This window comes from Sphingopyxis alaskensis RB2256 (assembly GCF_000013985.1).
Taxonomy (GTDB): Bacteria; Pseudomonadota; Alphaproteobacteria; order Sphingomonadales; family Sphingomonadaceae; genus Sphingopyxis; species Sphingopyxis alaskensis.
The window spans coordinates 1,262,472-1,277,836 of the sequence record NC_008048.1 but is presented as its reverse complement, the minus strand read 5'-3'; the positions used below and the strand labels follow the sequence as shown (position 1 = coordinate 1,277,836).

Genomic DNA, 15,365 nt, shown 5'->3' with positions numbered 1-15,365 from the left:
TCGGGTGCGGAACGACGTCCCGCCTATTTCTTTTTTGCAAGCTCGGCCCTGAGTTCGGCCACTTCGGCCTTCAGCGCCGCGATTTCGGCATCCTTTGCCTTGCCCGCCCCCGGAATGAAAGCGCCCGCGGCCTGCTGGAACATTTCCATGTTGCGCCGGGTCAGTTCGGCAAGCGGATTGGCGCCCAGCGCCCCTTCGAACGCCGCGCGGACGTCCTGCTGGTTCTTGCGGAACGCCGCCATCGACGCTTCCAGATATTGCGGGACCATCGCCTGCATCTTGTCGCCGTACATGCCGATCAGCTGGCGCAGAAAAGGCACCGGCAACAGCGTTTCGCCGCGCGTTTCGGTGTCCATGATGATCTGCGTCAGCACATTGTGCGTAATATCCTCGCCGCTCTTGGCATCGACGACGCGAAACTCGCGCCCGTCGCGCACCATCGCACCCAGATCGTCGAGCGTGATGTAACAGCTGCGTTCGGTGTCATAGAGCCGCCGGTTGGCGTATTTCTTGATCGTGACGACATCGTCGTCGGCCGTCCCTTTGGACTTCGCCATGATGGCTTCAGCTCCTGTGCATTCCGGTTTCGTGGCGACCGCGCCGGTCCGGACAAGCCTGGGCATTAGCACCAAATAATGATGCATCGCAACATGTGGCGGGAAGGATTCCGGCGACTCGGCCGGCTCGTCCCTTCCGCGCTGTTGTCGTCCCCGGATTGCATGGCTGCGGATGTTCACACGGATGCCGAGACGAAGGGCTTGCGGAGCGGTCTGCCGCAATGCACGCCCTGCCCCAGGACATCTGGTGCAATATAGTTACCTTTGAAACCGATTCGATGTAATCTTTTCTCGCATACGGCGCCTTTGACGCGCGTTCGTGTCGCACCGGCGTCAGCATATTATCCGGTCCTTCGCGGCCGATCACGGTAGCACTGTGGCGCGAATGCCACAGCCTCGCCGAGTTCAAGGCATTGTGACACAAAATTGCCACGAAGGGCTTGTGCCTGCGCCATTTTCGGTCTTTCTGAGAGACAATCCGTTCATCTCTGATTTCGAACGGGCCAACCGGGGAGTTACAAATGACGAAGTCACACCTGCTTTTGGGTGCTGCTGCCTTTGCAGTAGCCATATCTGTCAGCCAGCCCGTCTTGGCGCAGGAGAGTGAGGATTCGGTTGAAGCAGCCGATGAGACAGAGAATCCTGAGCGCGCTATCGTTGTTACTGGCTCACGCATCGCGCGTCCCAATCTCGAATCGAGCGTGCCGCTGACGGCTGTTCCTGTGGGCGACCTTACGGACCGCGGTGACATTCAACTCGGCGACGCGCTCAACGAGCTGCCTTCGCTGCGTGCCACGTTCAGCCAGGCAAACTCTACGCGCTTTATCGGCACCGCCGGCATCAACTTGCTGGACCTTCGCGGCCTCGGCACGGAACGTACGCTCGTTCTTGTTAATGGTCGGCGTCACGTCACGTCTTCTCCGGGATCGTATGACGTCGATACCAACACGATCCCGGTCGACCTACTTGAGCGTGTTGATGTCATCACGGGGGGCAATTCCGCAATCTATGGTTCGGATGCCGTCGCCGGCGTGGTCAACTTCATTACCAAGCGCGATTTCGATGGGATCAAGCTTCGTGGTCAGGGAGGCGTGTCCACCTACGGCGATCGCGGCTCATATTTCGTTTCGGGTATCGCGGGCAAAAACTTCATGGATGGCCGCGCAAATGTCGCGGTGGCTGTCGAATATGCCCGCGCAAACCCGGTTTTTTTCGCTGATCGTAGCTATCTGGGAGCCGAGACCGGAGTTGGGCCGGCGGGTTTTGAAGTCGTTGAGCCGGCGTTCAGGTTGGTAAATGGCGTTCCGACGCCGGTTCCCAACCGAAACAATAACGGTGTTCCCAATACGCGCTTCCTTCCGGCGGGCTTCACCTTCAATACAGTGTCGCTCGGCGGCATGGTCCTCACCAGTTGCCCCGCGGCAACCGGAACCAATGCAGCGCGAGTCGCCGCGGTCTGCACCGGCGAGCTTTCGCCGACCTCGGGCGGTCGTTTCTCTTACAATTACGCATTCCAGCCTGACGGTACGTTGCTTCGCAATGGACCGGAAAATGGGCTGGTCGACAATCGTGGCGCGGGCGGCTCCGCGCTGTTTGGCTTGGGTGCATCGGGTCTGGAGGACGCGATGCTGCTTCCCGGGATCGAGCGCATCGCTGTCAACCTGCTTTCTCATGTGGAGATATCGCCGGCGTTCGAGCCTTTCATTGAAGCCAAGTACGTCAGAATCAATGCGACGCAGCAATCGACGCAGCCGACCTTTATCGCCAGCGCTCTCAACCCGATCTTCTCGATCAACAACCCGTTTCTGACGGATCAGGCCCGCCAGACGCTGCAGACGATTCTGGCTCCGGGCGCGACGACCTTCCAGATGCAGCGCTTCAATAACGATCTTGGTACGCGCGCGGAAGACCATCGCCGCGAAACCTACCGAATTGTCGCCGGTGTGCGTGGCGATCTCGGCACCAGTTCGAACCTGACCTATGAAGTTGCGTTCAACTACGGTCGGACTGAGACCTATTATGAAACCGGCGGCAACGTCGACGTTGCCAAGTTCAACCGCGCGACTAATGCGGTGCGCAATTCTGCGGGCCAGATTGTTTGCGCCGTCAACGCGGACGCGAACCCGGCAAATGACGATCCTGCCTGCGCTCCGCTGAACCCGTTTGGCTTTGGTGCGCCATCGCAGGCGGCGAAAGACTATGTGCTCTACACGTCGTCTCGCGAGCAATGGGCGGAGCAGATCAATGCGGTTGCGTTCCTCTCAGGCAGTACCGAGGGGTTCTTCAGCCTTCCGGGCGGCCCGGTCGGATTCGCCATCGGCGGCGAATATCGTCGGGAAGACGCTTATTCAGCCTTCGACCCCTTCACGCGTTCGGGGGCAACTTTCCTCAATGCGATAGCAGTCTTTGAACCACCCTCGGTGGAAATCAAGGAAGTGTTCGGCGAACTGCGGATTCCGATGCTGCGCGACGTTCCGCTGGCGCACGAACTGACGCTTGAGGGTGCGGCCCGATATTCGGACTATGGCGGATCCGTCGGTGGTGTCTGGGCCTATAACTTCGGCGGCATATATGCACCAATTCCCGATATACGTTTCCGCGCGGGCTATGCCCGGTCGGTTCGGGCACCCAATCTTGGCAATCTGTTCGCCACCCGGTCTGAAACTTTCGCCAACGGACTCATCGACCCGTGCAGTCAGACGGTCATCAACGACAATCCGAACCGTGTCCGCAACTGTGCCGCGGCCGGCATTCCGACAACGATGGTCGTCGATGGAAACACGATACCGTGGGTGAACACCCCGGCGTCGGGCGTTTCCGGTTTCAATCAGGGCAACCCCAATCTGATTCCTGAGGTTGGGAAAAGTCTGACAATTGGTGGCGTGTTCCAGCCCAGGTTCGTGCCCGGTCTCGCGATCACAGTTGACTATTACCGAATCAAGGTCACCAATGTGATCCAGGGATTAACGGGTCAGGCGATCATCAATCGCTGCTATGACGATCCGGTTGGGCTGGACAATCCGTTCTGTGCTGCAGTCTTCCGCCGCCGCGACCCCAACCCGCTCATCGACTTCACCTTCGATGGGCAGGCAAATCGTGTTCCGGCCCCTGGTCAGCCGACGCTGAACTTCCCGGTTCTCGGCCCCGCCTTTCTCAACCAGCCGTTCAACTTCGCGGCGCGCAAGGCGGAAGGTGTCGACTTCGACGTCTCTTATCGTCGCACGTTCGACAATGGCGTCATGCTCAACCTGCGCGGCGTCGCCACATACAACCTTAATCGCGAAGATTTTTCCTTCATCACGGATCCTTCGCGTTCGACGCGTATCCACGGAACGCTGGGTGACCCCATCTGGGCGGCCAACTTTAACGCCAATGTGGACTTCGGCACAATCGATGTCGGTTACAGTGCGCGTTATGTCGGCAAACAAGCGGTCGATGCATGGGAAGTCCAGCATTCCCATCAGGGGCGTCCACCGACGAACCCTGACGCCTTCCCCTTCAGGAAGTATCCGGATCGACTGTATCACGCGTTCCGTGTCGGTTTCGAACCGGATGACAAATACCGCTTCTATTTCGGCGTGGACAATGTGTTTGATACGCGCCCGCCGTTCGACCTGACCGGCACGGGTGCCGGAAGCGGTATTTTCCCTGTTCAGGGCCGCTTCTTCTACGCGGGAATCCAGGCTTCGCTCTAACTCTGGGCTAACCGACCAATTGGGGGCCGTCGCAAGACGGCCCCTTTTTTTCGTGAACGCGCCTCTACTATTACGTCCACCCGCGCCCGAACCGGCTCCCCAATCCCGTCAGCAGCTCATATTGCGACAGGCCGCTGGCCGCCGCGCGCGTCGGCAGGTCATATTCGATCGCCAGCCAGTCGTCCTCGCGCAGCCCCTCTGTGCTGCTCGCGTCGAACGCCGTCAAATCCATCGACACGCGCCCGATCAGCGGCAGCGACTGGCCCCGCCAGGTCGCGCCACCCGACCCGGCATGACAGCGCAGATAGCCATCGGCATAGCCCATGTTGGTCACCGCCACCCGGGTGTCCGTGGATGCCGTCCATGTTGCGCCATAACCGACGCTTTCGCCCGCCCGGACCTCGCGCAACTGTAGCACGCGCGTTTCGGGATAGACGACCTGCCGTATATGTCCCTGCGCTTCGCGGCGCGGCGTGCCGCCGTAGAGCGCGATGCCGGGGCGCGTCAGGTCGAATGCATAGTCGGCGCCAAGACAGATGCCCGCGCTGTTGGCGAGGCTGTATCGCCGTGCCCGTATCGTCTCGCGCAAAGATCGAAAACTCGCCAGCTGCGCCGCATTCTGGCCGCAATCCTCGTCGGCCGAGGCAAGGTGGCTGAGCAATATGTCGATCGCCAGCCCGTCGAGCGCACCGCCCATCACCTCTTCGACCCGCAGGCCGAGGCGGTTCATTCCCGTATCGACCATCACGTCGCACGGCCGCCCCTCGCCGCTATCGCGCCAGCGCTGCACCTGTTCGACGCTGTTCAGCACCGGGCGCGCGGGGAGCAGGCGCGCGGCAACCATGTCGGCGGCGCCGACTCCATGAAGCACCGACACCGAAATGCCCTGCGGCAGCGGCATCAGCGCCGCAGCCTCGGCCCAGGTTGCAACGAAGAAGTCGCGGCAACCCGCGGCAGCGAGCCGCTCCATCACCCAGCGCGCGCCCAGCCCATATCCGTCGGCCTTGATCGCCGCGCCGCACGCCGCCGCACCACCCTGCCCCGCGAGCCAGCGCCAGTTGGCGATAAGCGCGTCGGAATCGAGACGGAGGCGGAGCGGCGGAGCGATGGCAATCATCCCCCCGCCCCTATACGGCTTCGCGCGCCGCGCCAATGGGGCGCGTCAGGACGTGGGCGCCGCCGCGCCGCCGGCGCGATCCCACTTCCCCTCGACCGGATCCCTCAGCATGAAGGCGGTGATCAGAAACGCCGCGAGCACGACGCCCCATGTATACCAGAGCCCGGCATAGGCATTGCCCGTCTTGGCGATGATGAAGCTGGCGATCAACGGCAGGAAACCCCCGAAATAGCCGGTGCCGATATGATAGGGAATCGACAGCGACGAATAACGCACATGTGGCGGGAACATTTCCGACAGCAAGGCCGCGACCGGCCCATAGGTGAAACCCGACAGCGCGCTGAGCCCCAGCAGCGCGAGGAAGATGATCGCGATGCCCCCCGCGCCGGGAACCTGTTTGGCAAAGTCATAACCCATCGCCTCGAGCGCGGGCCGGAGCAGCGCGGGATCCTCCCCCGCAACCTCGCGGCCGCCGATCCGGACGGTGACGCTGTCGAAGCCGCCCGGCGTTTCGACCACCGTATAGGGCACGCCAAGCTTCGTCAGTTCACCCAGCGTTCGCCCGCACGCGGTCGCCTGGCTCTGCGCAAAGGGATCGAAGCTGCATTGCGAGCCGGAGACGACCACCGGCGCCCTTTCGGCCGCAGCGGCCAGCGCGGGATTGCCGACGCTTCCCATCCACCAGAAAAGCGGGAACAGCAGCAGCAGCGTGGCGCCATAGCCCCACACGATCGGCTTTTTCCGCCCGATGCGGTCCGACAGGCGGCCTGCCCAGATGAAAAAGCCCATGCCGACTGCGGCAGCGCAGCCGACGATGATTTCGGCGGCGGTCTCCTCGACCTTCATCGGGCCTTTGAGGAAGGAGAGGCCGGAGAACATCGCCGTGTACCAGATCACCGTGAGCCCGGCAGCGATGCCGAACAGCGCAATGAAGATGCGCCGCGGATTGCCCGGATAGGTAAAGCTTTCCTTCAGCGGATTACGCGCCAGTTCGCCCTCCTGCTTCATCGCCTGGAAGACCGGGCTTTCGGAAAGTTTGAGGCGCATCCACAGCGAAATACCGAGCAGGATGAGCGACAGGAGGAAGGGCACGCGCCACCCCCAGCTTTCCCAGACGGCATCGGGCATCAGCGCCTTGCACCCGAGCACAACGATCAGGCTGAGCACGAAGCCGCCGACGACGCTCGCCTGGATGAAGCTGGTATAGAAACCCCGCTTTCCGGGCGGCGAATGTTCGGCGACATAGATGGCCGCGCCGCCATATTCGCCACCAAGCGCGAGCCCCTGCAATATCCGCAGCAGGATGACGATGATTGGCGCGGCGACGCCGATCGTCGCCGCCGACGGGATCATCCCGACCCCCGCAGTCGCGATGCCCATCAGGGTAACGGTTACGAGGAAGGTATATTTGCGGCCCAGCCGGTCGCCGAGGAAGCCGAAGAGGACGGCACCGAGCGGGCGGAATCCAAAACCGACCGCAAAGCCGGCCCAGACGAGCAGGGTTTCGAGGGTCGCATTGTCGCTTGGGAAAAAGGCCTTGCCGATGATCGCCGCGAGCGTGCCGTAGATGAAGAAATCATACCATTCGAACACCGTCCCCGCCGACGATGCGGCGATGACCATGCGGATATCTTTCTGCGTCGGCTGATAGACCGCGCCATGGTCGGCGACGGCGGCTGCATCGGTCATATGCTCTCCCTTGGCCTCCCCGGCCTGTCCCCTCCCGTTCGCGTCGAGCCCTTCGGCTGCCTTGCAGGCGCTCCGGATAAACCAAAGTCGAGATGCCCTTAAGACATGCACGAGCGAAGGGTGTCTCGACTTTGCTCGACACAAACGGGTTTGGGTGGGTTTAGCTGGCCTGCGCCACCGCGCAAGCCTTCTTGGCGTGACGTCATTTGGATGGCAAGCTGTGCATCATGCAGTTCATCGACCTTTCGATCCCGATCACCAACGACGTCGTGTCCGACCCGCCGGTGATGCGACCGCAGATCAGCTATATGACCCACGACCAGACGTGGGAGCAGATTGCGATGTTCTTCCCCGGACTGACGCGCGAAGACCTGCCCGACGGCGAGGGCTGGGCGGTCGAGATGCTGTCATTGAGCACGCACAACGGCACCCACATGGACGCGCCCTGGCATTATCATTCGACCACCGACGGCGGCGCATCCCCTGCCCCGTCGATCGACGAGGCGCCGCTCGACCTGTTTTTTCGCCCCGGAGTGAAGCTAGACTTTTCGGATCGCCCCCACGGTCATGTCGTGAGCGCTGCCGAGGTCGAGGCCGAACTGGCGCGCATCGGGCATGACCTGCAACCCTTCGACATTGTGCTCGTCCAGTCGGGCGCGGTCTATGGCAGCGACAATTTCATCGACCAGGGCTGCGGCATGGGCGCCGAGGCGACGCTTTACCTCACCGAGCGCGGCGTGCAGGTTGTCGGCACCGACGCGTGGAGCTGGGACGCGCCGTTCAGCCACACGGCCAAGCGCTGGGCCGAAACGCGCGATCCTTCGATCATCTGGGAGGGCCACAAGGCGGGCCGCATCCGGCCCTATTACCAGATCGAGAAGCTGACCAACCTGTCGGCGATCCCGGCGACCGGCTTCACCTTCAGCTGCTTTCCAGTGAAGATCGAACGCGCCAGCGCGGGGTGGATCCGGGCGGTGGCATTGGTGGAGGATTGAGCCAGACGACCGATTACGACCGAAACGATCCGTTGCCGCCTCCCCAATCCGTTTGTGTCGCGCGAAGTCGAGACACCCATCGGCATCGCACAACCCCGATAGGCATCTCGACCCTGGTTTATCCGGAGCGCCTGCAAGCCAGTCGAAGGGCTCGATGCGAACCGAAAGAGACGACGGGCCGGCTCTCCACCCCGAAGCCTGCACAATAGTCAAAACAGCCGCGATCCGTTCGGCACGGAACGGTCGGGCGCAAACAGGATCACCGCGCCTTCGGCGTCGGCAAAGCCCAGCGTCAAGACTTCGGACAGGAACTTGCCGATCTGGCGCGGCGGGAAGTTGACGACCGCGGCGACCTGTCGCCCGACCAGTTCCTCCAGCATGTACCGTTCGACGATCTGCGCGCTGCTTTTCTTCACGCCGATCGTGGGGCCGAAGTCGATCTTCAGCTTGAACGCGGGCTTGCGCGCTTCGGGAAAGGGTGCGGCTTCGACGATCGTGCCGATCCGGATGTCGACACGGAGGAAATCGTCGAAGCTGATGGGGTCGGCGGCGGGGGCGTCGGTGTCGTGGTTCAGGTGCATTGCGATCTTCCTTCGCGTGTCCCCGCGAAGGCGGGGACCCATCGCCGGTGGATTCAAATTTGCACCGACCGAAGATGGGCTCCCGCCTTTGCGGGAGCACGGCATTTCTATTCTGCGGTCACTCCATCTCCAAAATCACGGCATCGACCGCCAGGCTGTCGCCCTGCGCTGCATTGACCGACTTCACAACGCCCGCTTTTTCGGCGCGCAGGATATTTTCCATCTTCATCGCCTCGACCGTCGCGAGCGGCTGACCTGCCTCGACCTTGTCGCCCTCGCCCACATGCAGCGCGACAAGCAAGCCGGGCATCGGGCAGATCAGAAACTTCGACAGGTCGGGCGGGATCTTCTCGATCATATGGCTTGCGAGTGGTGCGACATGCCAAGGCAGCACGCGCACGTCATGGATGCGCCCGCGCGTCGTCATGCGCCAGCCGGTGCGCGTTTTGGCGACCTTCACCGCAAGCTCGCTATCGTCGATCTCGGCGACCACCAACCGGTCGCCCGGCGTATATTCGAGCGCGATATCGACCTTCTCACCATCGACCTTGATGTGCTTGCGGCCGATCTTCACCTTGTGGCTCGCGCCGCCGATGGTCACCTGCCACTTGGCGGGCGGGTCGAGCCGGTCGCCGAGCTGTCCGTCGGTGCGCCGTGCGCGGTCGGCTTCGGCGCTCGCCATAAAGCCCGCGATGGCGGCGAGTGCCTGGGTCACATCCTCGCTGGTGTCGGCACCGTGGAACCCCTCGGGATATTCCTCGGCGATAAAGCCCGTCGTCAGTTCGCCCGAGCGGAAGCGCGGGTGCTGCATGATCGCCGACACGAAATCGATATTGTGGCCCAGCCCCTCGATCTCGAAACGGTCGAGCGCCGCGACCTGAAGGTCCGCCGCCTCGTCGCGCGTCTTGCCCCATGTCACCAGCTTCGCGATCATCGGGTCGTAGAAGATCGACACCTCGCCGCCCTCCTCAACCCCCGCATCGACGCGCACACCATCGACGCCGCGCTCGTCGCCCGTCCATGCGGGAACGGGGGTGCGGTAGCGCACGAGCCGCCCGGTCGAGGGCAGGAAGCCGCGATAGGGATCTTCGGCATAGACGCGATTCTCGATCGCCCAGCCGTCGATCTTGATGTCGTCCTGCGTCATCTCCAGCTTTTCGCCCGCGGCGACGCGGATCATCTGCTCGACCAGGTCGATGCCGGTGATCGCCTCGGTCACCGGATGCTCGACCTGCAGCCGCGTGTTCATTTCGAGGAAGTAGAAGCTCTCGCCCGTCGGGTCGGCGCCCGACACGATCAGCTCGACCGTGCCTGCGCTGTAATAGCCGACCGCGCGCGCCAGCGCGACGCACTGCTCGCCCATCGCCTGACGCATCTTCGGCGTGACGAAGGGCGACGGCGCTTCCTCGACGACCTTCTGATGCCGCCGCTGGATGCTGCATTCGCGCTCGTTGAGGTAGAGAATGTTGCCGTGCTGATCGCCGAGGATCTGGATTTCGATATGGCGCGGGTTGAGGATGAACTTCTCGATAAACACGCGGTCGTCGCCAAAGCTGTTGAGCCCCTCGCGCTTGGTCGCCTCGAACCCCTCGCGGACGTCCTTCTCGTCATAGGCGAGGCGCATCCCCTTGCCGCCGCCGCCCGCCGACGCCTTCATCATCACCGGATAGCCGATCTCGTTCGAAATCTCGACCGCATGTTCGGTGTCGCGGATCTCGCCGACGAAGCCGGGGACGACATTGACCCCCGCCTCTTTCGCGAGCTTCTTCGACTCGATCTTGTCGCCCATCGCCGCGATCGCGTTCACCGGCGGGCCGATGAAGGCGATATTTTCCTTCGCGAGCGCCTCGGCGAAGCTGGTGCGCTCGGACAGGAAGCCATAGCCCGGATGCACCGCCTCGGCGCCCGTCGCCTTGCACGCGGCGATGATCTTGTCGGCGACCAGATAGGATTCGGACGCGGGCGACGGCCCGATATGCACCGCCTCGTCAGCCATCTGGACAAAGGGCGCGCGCGCATCGGCGTCCGAATAGACGGCGACCGTCGCGATGCCCATGCGGCGCGCGGTCTTGATGACGCGGCAGGCGATTTCGCCGCGGTTGGCGATCAGGATTTTCTTGAACACTCTTCACTCCCCTCCCGCTTGCGGGAGGGGCCGGGGGAGGGCCTGTCCGCAAACGAAGATCGAAACTTCCACAGAGGGAACAGGCCCTCCCCTAACCCCTCCCGCAAGCGGGAGGGGAATCATTCAATCGGATCGCCGTGCATGAACATGCCCGACGCGAACATCAGCCAGTAAAGAAGCGCGACGATCAGCAACGTCACGATGGCTGGCCGCCAATATTTCACTCCGCCGCCTCCATCCGCATCGGCTCTTCGCTCTCCATCGGCCGCAGCCCCAGCTTCGCGAACAGCGCCGCGTCGGCATTGTCACCCGCGTTCGCGGTCGTCAGCAGCTTGTCGCCGGTGAAGATGCTGTTCGCGCCCGCCATGAAGCAGAGCGCCTGCGTCGCCTCCGACATGCTTTCACGGCCCGCCGACAGGCGGACCATCGACTTCGGCATGGTGATGCGCGCCACCGCGACGGTGCGGACGAACTCGATATCGTCGATCTTGGCGAGCGGGGTGTCGGCCAGCATGTCGCCGAGCACGGTCCCCTTCACCGGCACCAGTGCGTTGATCGGTACGCTGCCCGGATGTTCGGGCAGGGTCGCAAGCGTGTGGATGAAACCCACCCGGTCGGCGCGCGTCTCGCCCATGCCGACGATGCCGCCGCTGCACACGTTGATCCCCGCCGCGCGCACTTCCTCCAGCGTATCGAGACGGTCCTGAAAGCTCCGCGTCGTGATGACATTGCCGTAATGTTCCGGCGAGGTGTCGATATTGTGGTTGTAATAATCGAGCCCCGCCATGCCCAGCACCTGCGCCTGTTCCTTGCTCAGCATCCCCAGCGTCATGCAGGTTTCCATGCCCATCGCGCGCACGCCTTCGATCATCTCGACGATCGCGGGCATGTCGCGGTCCTTGGGGTTGCGCCACGCGGCGCCCATGCAGAAGCGCTTCGACCCCGCATCCTTCGCCTGCGCCGCGGCTTGCAGCACCGCGCGCACGTCCATCAGCTTGGTCGCTTTCAGGCCGGTGTCGGCGTGCGCCGACTGCGAGCAATAGCCGCAATCCTCGACGCAGCCGCCGGTCTTGATGCTGAGCAGGGTGCAGAGCTGGATTTCGCCGCGCGCGTGATGGCGGCGGTGGACGCCTTGCGCCTCCCACATCAGTTCGTCGAACGGCAGGTCGAACAGGGCGGCGATTTCCTCGCGGGTCCAGTCGGTGCGCATCTCCCCTTCCCCGTTCGCATCGAGCGAAGTCGAGATGCCCCTCGGGCTGGGCTTACGGTTGATGGGTGTCTCGACTTCGCTCGACACGAGCGGGGTAGAGAGATTCACATTGGTCACGCAGCTTCTCCAATCGGCGGCATATTATGCCCCAGCAAGCGCAGCACATCGGCCGCGCATTCCACGACGTTCGAGCCGGGGCCGTAAATCCCCTGCACCCCCGCGTCGCGCAGATATTGATAATCCTGCGGCGGGATCACCCCGCCCGCGATCACCTTGATGTCGCCGCGCCCCGCTTCTTTCAGCTTGTGGATAAGTTCGGGGATAAGCGTCTTGTGACCCGCCGCGAGGCTCGATGCGCCGACGACATCGACCTCGTTTTCGAGCGCCAGCACCACCGTCTCTTCGGGCGTCTGGAACAGCGGTCCCGACACGACGTCAAAGCCCATGTCGCCGAACGCCGAGGCGATGACATTGGCGCCGCGGTCGTGCCCGTCCTGCCCCATCTTGGCGACGAGCAGCTTCGGTTTGCGGCCCATCCGGCGTTCGACCGCCTTCACCCCGTCGAGCACCTGTTGCCAGCGGTCGTCGCCCGCATAAGGCGCGGCATAGACGCCCTTCACCGGGGTCGGCTGGGTGGCGTAACGCTGGAAGCTTTCCTCCATCGCCGACGAGATTTCTCCCAGCGTCGCACGCGCACGCGCGGCTTCAACGGCGTGCGCCAGCAGGTTCGTTTCGATCGATTGCGGTGCCGCCGCCGCCCTCCGCAGCGCATCGAGCGCCGCCCGGCACGCCGCCTCGTCACGGCTCGCCTTCACGCGATTGATCCGCGCGACCTGCGCTTCGCGGACCTTGGTGTTGTCGACCTCCAGCGTTTCGAGCAGATCCTCGTCCTTGAGGCGATATTTGTTCACGCCGACGATCACGTCTTCGCCGCGGTCGACGCGCGCCTGCCGGGCGGCGGCGGCTTCCTCGATCATCGCCTTGGGCCAGCCGGCGGCGACGGCTTTGGCCATGCCGCCCTCCCTCTCGACGCGCTCGATGATCTCCCACGCCTTGTCGACCAGTTCCTGTGTCAGCGCTTCGACATAGTAGGAGCCGCCAAGCGGATCGACGACCTTGGTCATCCCCGTTTCTTCCTGGATGACGATCTGCGTATTGCGCGCGATGCGTGCCGAAAAATCGGTCGGCAGCGCGATCGCTTCGTCGAGCGCGTTGGTGTGCAGGCTCTGCGTCCCGCCGAGCATCGCCGCCATCGCCTCGATCGTCGTCCGGATGACATTGTTATAGGGGTCCTGCTCGGTCAGCGACACGCCCGACGTCTGGCAGTGGGTGCGCAGCATCTTGCTGCGCTCGTCCTTGGCGCCGAGGTTGGTCATCACCCGGTGCCACAGCACGCGCGCTGCGCGCAGCTTGGCGATCTCCATGAAAAAGTTCATGCCGATCGCGAAGAAGAAGGACAGGCGCCCCGCAAACTTGTCGATGTCGAGCCCCGACGCGACGCCGTAGCGCACATATTCGGCGCCGTCGGCAATGGTGAAGGCCAGCTCCTGCACCTGCGTCGCGCCGGCTTCCTGCATATGATAGCCGGAGATCGAGATGCTGTTGAACTTCGGCATCTCGCGGCTGGTGTAGCCGAAAATGTCCGAGATGATCCGCATGCTCGGTTCGGGCGGGTAGATGTAGGTGTTGCGGACCATGAACTCCTTCAGAATGTCGTTCTGGATCGTCCCGTCGAGCAATTTGCGATCGACCCCCTGCTCCTCGCCCGCAACGATGAAGAAGGCGAGTATGGGGATCACCGCCCCGTTCATCGTCATGCTGACCGACATCTGATCGAGCGGGATGCCGTCGAACAGGATCTTCATGTCCTCGACCGTGTCGATCGCGACCCCCGCCTTGCCGACGTCGCCGACGACGCGCGGATGGTCGCTGTCATAGCCGCGGTGGGTGGCGAGGTCGAAGGCGACCGACAGCCCCTTCTGCCCCGCCGCGAGGTTGCGGCGGTAAAAGGCGTTCGATTCCTCGGCGGTCGAAAACCCCGCATATTGCCGGATCGTCCACGGCCGCCCCGCATACATCGACGCGCGCACCCCGCGCGTGAAGGGCGCGAAGCCGGGCAGGCCGGGGTCTTCGCGCACGTCCTCGGCCGTATAGAGCGGCTTGACGTCGATCCCCTCGGGCGTGTGCCAGGTGAGGTCCTTGCCCTTCACTTCCTTCTCGGCGGCGGCCTGCCAGTCGGCGATGGTTGGTTTGTCGCTCATAATTCGTGTCAGTCCCTAACTCCCTCCCCCCTTGCGGGGGAGGGATGCGAAGACCTGGCGGCTTTGCCGCCTAGTCGTAGCTGGGAGAGGGGTCGCGAGCCGCAGGCTCGCCAACCAACCCCTCTCCAAGTTCCGGTAGGGGACAAGTCCCCAACCTCCACTTTCCTCCCCCGCAAGGGGGGAGGAGCAATCAGTGCGCCCCCTTCGGCGTCTCCATAATCTCGGTCAACACCCCGCCCATATCCTTGGGGTGCAGAAAGAAAATCAGCGTCCCATGCGCCCCGATCCGCGGCTCGCCGAGCACCCGCTTACCCATCGCCTCGAACTCGGCCTTCGCAGCATGAATGTCGGGCACTTCGTAACAAACATGATGCTGCCCCCCCGCCGGATTCTTCTCCAGAAACCCCGCGATCGAGGCGTTGCCGGGCAACGGCTCTATCAGCTCGATCTGCGTCCCGTTCAGCGCCCCATCGGTACCCGGCGTATCGACAAAACACACCTTCACCCCCTGCTCGGGCAGGTCAAATGGCTCGTGTATCTTCGTCGCGCCCATCACGTCGCGATAAAAGACGATGCTGTCGGCAATCGACGGCGTCGCAATGCCAATATGGTTGAGACGGCCTAGTTTCACGTCACATTCTCCGAACCAAGTTCTATCTTGACGGGGCCAGCGAGACAGGGATGACCGATCTCGAACTCGTCCTGTGTCGGCTGTTTAGAATGGGGATTATTAGCGACGGCGGAAAAACTCCCCAAAACAGACGCCGAGACAAGGAAACCACGGAAGAACGCTTCGTCCAAAAGATTTCGGAAATCCGCCATCTGGTTTTCCGGAAAGCCGCAAACGAGGCTTAGGCTCTTGCGTGGGTCATCGTAATGCAGCCACGCAATTGGCTTATTAGGATCGAACGACGATCCAATGCTCGCATGGCTTTCACCCCAATTTTTGATGAGAAATGCAACATGGGAAACTGGCATAAACTCAACTGACGATTCCGCGTTTTGGAGCAGACTCCTGAGACTGCCGGAAACGTCGGCAGGCAACACCACGCTTGCCGCGAAACGATAGCAGGTTTCGTTCGCAGGGCTTGCGAGCGTCCGCTTTGTAAGCTTGCCAGAGAATATCCATCGCATG

11 protein-coding genes are annotated in these 15,365 nt (G+C 62.8%); 2 read left to right on the top strand and 9 right to left on the bottom strand.

Going from position 1 to position 15,365, the window contains the following annotated elements; all coding sequences use genetic code 11:
* Positions 1-23: 23 nt before the first annotated feature.
* On the bottom strand, positions 24-557 hold the full coding sequence (gene phaR / locus SALA_RS06195) for a polyhydroxyalkanoate synthesis repressor PhaR (protein ID WP_011541529.1): 534 nt from the start codon (positions 555-557) through the stop codon (positions 24-26).
* A gap of 521 nt (positions 558-1,078) precedes the next feature.
* Here phaR and SALA_RS06190 point away from each other — a divergent pair.
* Positions 1,079-4,252 (top strand): TonB-dependent receptor domain-containing protein, encoded by a 3,174-nt coding sequence (locus SALA_RS06190; RefSeq protein WP_011541528.1) that lies wholly within the window; start codon positions 1,079-1,081, stop codon positions 4,250-4,252.
* A gap of 70 nt (positions 4,253-4,322) precedes the next feature.
* Here SALA_RS06190 and alr read toward each other — a convergent pair whose 3' ends face one another.
* Both alr and SALA_RS06180 read right to left on the bottom strand, forming a co-directional pair.
* Complete coding sequence (alr, locus tag SALA_RS06185) at positions 4,323-5,369, bottom strand: alanine racemase (RefSeq protein ID WP_011541527.1); 1,047 nt, start codon at positions 5,367-5,369, stop codon at positions 4,323-4,325.
* Positions 5,370-5,414: 45 nt separating this feature from the next.
* A complete protein-coding gene (locus SALA_RS06180; protein WP_011541526.1) occupies positions 5,415-7,058 on the bottom strand; it encodes an MFS transporter in 1,644 nt (547 codons plus the stop codon).
* Positions 7,059-7,285: 227 nt separating this feature from the next.
* Here SALA_RS06180 and SALA_RS06175 point away from each other — a divergent pair, with 227 nt between their 5' ends.
* Positions 7,286-8,053, top strand: coding sequence for a cyclase family protein (locus SALA_RS06175; RefSeq protein ID WP_041383774.1), 768 nt, complete (start codon positions 7,286-7,288; stop codon positions 8,051-8,053).
* 209 nt (positions 8,054-8,262) lie between these two features.
* Here the strand turns inward: SALA_RS06175 and SALA_RS06170 are convergent, their stop codons facing one another.
* From SALA_RS06170 to SALA_RS17095, 6 genes are all read right to left on the bottom strand, one after another.
* The gene (locus SALA_RS06170; protein WP_011541524.1) at positions 8,263-8,634 is read right to left on the bottom strand and encodes a tRNA-binding protein; all 372 of its coding nucleotides are present in this window, start codon (positions 8,632-8,634) and stop codon (positions 8,263-8,265) included.
* A gap of 118 nt (positions 8,635-8,752) precedes the next feature.
* The gene (locus SALA_RS06165; RefSeq protein WP_011541523.1) at positions 8,753-10,759 is read right to left on the bottom strand and encodes an acetyl-CoA carboxylase biotin carboxylase subunit; all 2,007 of its coding nucleotides are present in this window, start codon (positions 10,757-10,759) and stop codon (positions 8,753-8,755) included.
* Between the two features lie 220 nt (positions 10,760-10,979).
* A complete protein-coding gene (gene bioB, locus SALA_RS06160) occupies positions 10,980-11,969 on the bottom strand; it encodes a biotin synthase BioB (RefSeq protein ID WP_011541522.1) in 990 nt (329 codons plus the stop codon).
* 113 nt (positions 11,970-12,082) lie between these two features.
* The gene (gene scpA, locus SALA_RS06155; protein ID WP_011541521.1) at positions 12,083-14,230 is read right to left on the bottom strand and encodes a methylmalonyl-CoA mutase; all 2,148 of its coding nucleotides are present in this window, start codon (positions 14,228-14,230) and stop codon (positions 12,083-12,085) included.
* 190 nt (positions 14,231-14,420) lie between these two features.
* Positions 14,421-14,861, bottom strand: coding sequence for a methylmalonyl-CoA epimerase (gene mce, locus SALA_RS06150; RefSeq protein ID WP_011541520.1), 441 nt, complete (start codon positions 14,859-14,861; stop codon positions 14,421-14,423).
* The gene (locus SALA_RS17095; RefSeq protein WP_011541519.1) at positions 14,858-15,364 is read right to left on the bottom strand and encodes a hypothetical protein; all 507 of its coding nucleotides are present in this window, start codon (positions 15,362-15,364) and stop codon (positions 14,858-14,860) included. The genes mce and SALA_RS17095 overlap by 4 nt, the downstream gene beginning before the upstream one ends.
* Between the last annotated feature and the right edge of the window lies 1 nt (position 15,365).

Excerpts from the sequence above, each read along its gene's own strand:
- scpA (WP_011541521.1), bottom strand. The coding sequence starts at position 14,230 with ATGAGCGACAAACCAACCATCGCCGACTGGCAGGCCGCCGCCGAGAAG.
- SALA_RS06170 (WP_011541524.1), bottom strand. The coding sequence starts at position 8,634 with ATGCACCTGAACCACGACACCGACGCCCCCGCCGCCGACCCCATCAGC.
- SALA_RS06190 (WP_011541528.1), top strand. The coding sequence starts at position 1,079 with ATGACGAAGTCACACCTGCTTTTGGGTGCTGCTGCCTTTGCAGTAGCC.
- alr (WP_011541527.1), bottom strand. The coding sequence starts at position 5,369 with ATGATTGCCATCGCTCCGCCGCTCCGCCTCCGTCTCGATTCCGACGCG.
- phaR (WP_011541529.1), bottom strand. The coding sequence starts at position 557 with ATGGCGAAGTCCAAAGGGACGGCCGACGACGATGTCGTCACGATCAAG.
- SALA_RS17095 (WP_011541519.1), bottom strand. The coding sequence starts at position 15,364 with ATGCGATGGATATTCTCTGGCAAGCTTACAAAGCGGACGCTCGCAAGC.
- SALA_RS06180 (WP_011541526.1), bottom strand. The coding sequence starts at position 7,058 with ATGACCGATGCAGCCGCCGTCGCCGACCATGGCGCGGTCTATCAGCCG.
- SALA_RS06175 (WP_041383774.1), top strand. The coding sequence starts at position 7,286 with ATGCAGTTCATCGACCTTTCGATCCCGATCACCAACGACGTCGTGTCC.
- bioB (WP_011541522.1), bottom strand. The coding sequence starts at position 11,969 with ATGCGCACCGACTGGACCCGCGAGGAAATCGCCGCCCTGTTCGACCTG.